4 protein-coding genes are annotated in these 4,256 nt (G+C 56.3%); 1 reads left to right on the top strand and 3 read right to left on the bottom strand.

Annotation, left to right across the window (positions count from 1 at the left end; all coding sequences use genetic code 11):
• The 3 genes from B3V69_RS01725 to B3V69_RS01715 form a co-directional block, all read right to left on the bottom strand.
• On the bottom strand, positions 1–500 hold a 500-nt coding region (locus B3V69_RS01725; protein WP_296443204.1), incomplete at its 3' end, for a helix-turn-helix domain-containing protein.
• Entirely contained in the window at positions 497–1,027 is a 531-nt protein-coding gene (locus tag B3V69_RS01720) for a transposase (protein WP_296443202.1), read from the bottom strand. The genes B3V69_RS01725 and B3V69_RS01720, both read right to left, overlap by 4 nt.
• A gap of 198 nt (positions 1,028–1,225) precedes the next feature.
• A complete protein-coding gene (locus tag B3V69_RS01715; protein WP_296443201.1) occupies positions 1,226–3,532 on the bottom strand; it encodes a TylF/MycF/NovP-related O-methyltransferase in 2,307 nt (768 codons plus the stop codon).
• Between the two features lie 489 nt (positions 3,533–4,021).
• Here B3V69_RS01715 and B3V69_RS20695 point away from each other — a divergent pair.
• Positions 4,022–4,256: winged helix-turn-helix domain-containing protein (locus B3V69_RS20695; RefSeq protein WP_414707450.1), on the top strand; the 235-nt coding region annotated here is incomplete at its 3' end.

Below are 4,256 nucleotides of genomic sequence, written 5' to 3'. Positions count from 1 at the left end.
ACGAACAGGTAAAGATAGAAGTAGAGGCCGCGTACTTCGGTGGACAAGTAGCTGATGTCCCAGCAGTAAATCTGATCGGGCCCGGTGGCCACCAGTGCGCGTGGTTTGCTGCGTTTTTGCGCCACCCGCTCCAGGCGGCGATGGGTCAACTGGCCGACTTCACGCAGCAGTCTGTACAGGGTCGACTCACTGGCCACATATAGGCCCCGGTCAGCCAGGCGCGGCACGATCTGGCTTGGTGGAAGATCCTTGAATTCATCGCTATTGATCAACTCCAACGCAGCTTGTCGCTCAGCCTCACTGAACTTGTTGGGTGGAACGGTGATGCGACGTTTGTCGCCGGCCCTGAGGTCTCCTTCCCGGTTCCCGGGGCGCTGCCAGCGCTGAACGGTACGCGCGTCCAGCCCAATCAGGGTGCAGGCCTTTTGCAGACGTGCGCCACTGTCGCAGGCCTGTCGGATCAGTGCCAGCAGGATCTGACGATGTTGGCAAGTGGTCATTTCTCCTCGTCCTCCCACAGGGCCTGGAACTTTTTTTGCAGCACCAGCAAGGCTGCGGCTTCCGCCAGCGCCTTCTCTTTTCGACGCAGTTCGCGCTGCAGCCCATCGTGTTTGACTTGCAGTTCCCGCAAAGCCGTCCTGGATTCGCGGGATTCAGGCGCTGTGGCACTGCAGAAAGCTTCACCCCAGGCCTTAAGCTGGTGCTCAAACAACCCCTTTTCCCGACACCATGCATGCAGCTGTGTCTGCGACATGGCATGCGTCTGGTTCAGCGCAAGCAAGCGCTGGGCAGGACCCCACGATTGCGCTGGTAAGTCGTCAGGCAGCTGCGTCCCAGGCTTACTCACGTCATCCTTTCGGTTCGACTTGCTGATCCATTTCCTCAAGGTACCCACTGCCATATTCAAATCATTGGCTACGTCCCGCACGCTGCGTGTACCTCGTTGCCTGGCTTTGCTCAGGGCCTGTTCTTGGAATTCAATTGAATATTGATTTTTTGTCATAAATAGCGCTCCAATGCGGATCATCCGCAATCATGGGGGAGCGGCAACTAGTCTGACACAGGGGGATAAGTAACCGTCTTATCTTAATGAATGCCCTAAGCAACCAATGTTGTGTTGAGGCATAAGTTTTTGAGGCCTCGTTGCTGCGGGTGTGTCACTGCTTCAACTTGGCTGCGGTCCAACTCCAAATGCGGCCCACGATGATCCCCATGCACGTTGATCTCATGCAGCAACACGCCAATAGGCGCCGATGCCATCAATATCATGAATAGGCGCAGTGATTCCTTTCTCCATGCGGTAGTCCGCAATGGCCTTGCGACAACCTTCAACGGCACCAAAATCATCCACAACGATGAATCCACCTGGGCTCACCTTGTGGCCAAGAGCTTGCAATGCGTCCATGGTTGAGGAGTACATGTCGCCATCCAGACGAAGTAGTGCTATGTGATCAATGGGGGCTGCAGGCAGGGTGTCCTTGAACCAACCTTTCAAGAACTTCACCTGCTCGTCAAGCAGCTCATATTTTCTGAAGTTCTCCTGCACGGTTTCCAGAGAAACCGCCAGCGCATCGAAGGTATGGTGCAAGTCACCCAGATCTTGCGACGGGTAGCGAACAGAATCTGGCATGGGTAGGCCTGCAAACGAATCTGCGACCCAAATTGTGCGATCAACGATGCCAAACGCTTTCAGCACCGCACGCATATAAATGCAGGCACCGCCCCGCCAAACACCGGTCTCGACAAAATCACCAGGTATTTTGTCGTTGATCACCTGATTCATTAAGTGACGCACATTGCGCAGACGCTCGAAACCGATCATGGTATGAGCTTTTGCTGGCCAATCTCTGCCCTTGGAACGAAGTTCTGGGTTGAAAACCCCGCCTGACCATTGGTCAATTGGTGGATCTTCATAGATGACGCCAAGCAGCACGCTTTCCATCAGATTGAGATAAAGGTCTGCAGTGCAGGTGGCAGTGTTGAATTTGTGTCCAAAAGCTGGATAGGCAGCCCGTAGTAATTGACCCTGTTTTTCCGGGCGTTGAGGGATGCAAACCTGTGCCGGATCAACAGCATCTTCTGGTAGACGTAGATCGGCCTGCATCGCGCGTGCCGTGTTGCGTTCGCGTGGTGTGGTTTCTGTTTTTCGGAGAACCACGCGCATGAAGGCGGCCTGTTTAAGACCGCACTCTTTCAGGCTGCTGTCCAGGTAAACAAAGCGGGTCATCTCGAAGCGATGCTCGAACCAGCCGAGATACCAGAACCAATCGGTGTAGTAGATCCAGGATTTTTCGTTCATCGCACGAACATGCGTCGGGTCCTGCCATGCCGTCGGCGCGCGCTCAAAGGGTACTTCAATCTGAAGTTCCCCCCCGGTCTTCAGCAAACGCAGACAGTTGCCCATGAGGCTGACCAGATCGGGCACATGCTCCAGCACGTTGTTGGCGTGGATGATGTCGATGCTTTGCTCGGCCAGAACGATGGGGCCGATGCGAGGCGAAACCCTTGAAAAGGGGAGCGCCAGCGGCAAGGCGAGGTCGAGTAGCAGGTCAGGTTCAGTGCGCTCAAGCAAGTCGATATTGAGCCAGCCTGGCTTGTAGTCCTTGCCCGAACCGAGGTTAATGCATTGCGGCTGCCATGGCTGCGCAGGGCGGCGCTCATGATGAGCCCGGACGAAACCTGTTGCAAACCCCAGCAGCTCCGCATATGCATCAATCGGGTCAGCTTGCTCGAAGCGCAAGAGCGCCTCGCGCGTCGCCTCGTAGAACGCTGGCGTACCAAAATCCTTAGTAAAAAATTGCTCAAGACCCTCGCCCTCCATCCACAGCACACAGTCTTCAAACGCTGGGTGCGGCCGAGTTTGCACGGTGCGCTCGGCGATGACTGGCGTACCCAGCGACAGGCAGTGGGACACCCGCGCCTGCTCGAAGCGGCTGCTTTCATAGAAGTGCACATTGACCACCGCCTTGGCCTGAACGATGAACTGGTCGCGTTCGGGGCCGTACAGCGGCCCGTCAAACAGGGTGACCGACAGGCCGCAGGCCTCAATGCGGTCAATCCAGGCTCGTCGACGTGGGTTCATGCTGCCAATAAACAGAAGATCTATCGGCCGCTCATTGAGAGGGACGCTTTGCTCTGGTACAAGGTAGGGAGCGTGCAGTAGCGGTACCACGGTCACATCATCGGTACAGGTCGCATAGGCCGCAACGTTGTGTACGTCGTAGTCCGTTGCCGCTGAGGTCGCGAGTAGGCGCAGATAGTCCGGGGACACCGCTGCGCCGCCATCACCTAGCTGCTCCAGATTAACGAAAATGCAGGCATGGCGCTCACGTTGCGCGGGGTCGAAACCAAGGTGGGCGCCGAAGATGAGGTTCACTGCGTCGTGCCGTAGTCGATTCTTTGAGATGCTGACGTTGGCGCCGAGGCGGCGAAATTGGTAACGGAAGTAGCGAGCCTGGTCAAGCAGACCGAGTGAATGAACATACCCAGGGGGCTGTTGAATGCACAGATGAATATCGGGGATCTTTTCCATCTATAGGCCTTTTTTGTTGATTCGGGCAAATAACCCCTTCGCATTGAGTTTAAAAGAGTGGGCCGCTCTGTAAAGGGTCGATTAGGGCGGTCAACCGAGTGCAATTCAATGCACCTATAGACCCGGCAATTAACCATTGAAATTTCGTTGATCACCGCCATATGGCGTGCAACGACAAAGAAGACGGAAGAAAGCTGTCGCGCCAGACCCAATACGAGCGGCGCAAACAAGCTATGCGACTGCACAAGCGTGGCATGGCCATCATGGACATTGCCGCGGCACTGAGGACGGGGCACGTCACGGTGCATTCAGCGATCAAGGTGGCCACAGCCGATGGGCTCAAAGCGCGCTGACACCCAAACCGACGTGTCGCCGCGTGGGCAGCCAGCGTCGCTTGACGCCTGAGCAGGAGCTTCACATCCAGCGCCAGATCTTCAAAAGTCGCCCGAGCAGCTCAAGCTGGAGTTTGCGCTGTGGAGTCGTGCCGCCATGCTGAAACTGCTCAAGCAGGAATTTGGCATCGAACTGCACATTAGCACCATAGGTGAGTACCCCAAACACTGGGGCTTTACGCCGCAAAAAGCCCATCACCAAGGTCTACGTCAGCACCGACATCCACGAGTCCGGATCACATCGGAGTCGACCCCGAAGCACCGCGCATCACCCCGGCACGCGGGCCATGGCTGCTGGATGACTGTGGTTCGCTGGAGTCGGGTGTGGGTGT

This window comes from Rhodoferax sp. UBA5149, from assembly GCF_002413825.1.
In the GTDB taxonomy this organism is placed as follows: domain Bacteria; phylum Pseudomonadota; class Gammaproteobacteria; order Burkholderiales; family Burkholderiaceae_C; genus Rhodoferax.
Note: the sequence above shows the minus strand (reverse complement) of the source record. Positions and strands in the feature narration are given on the sequence as shown.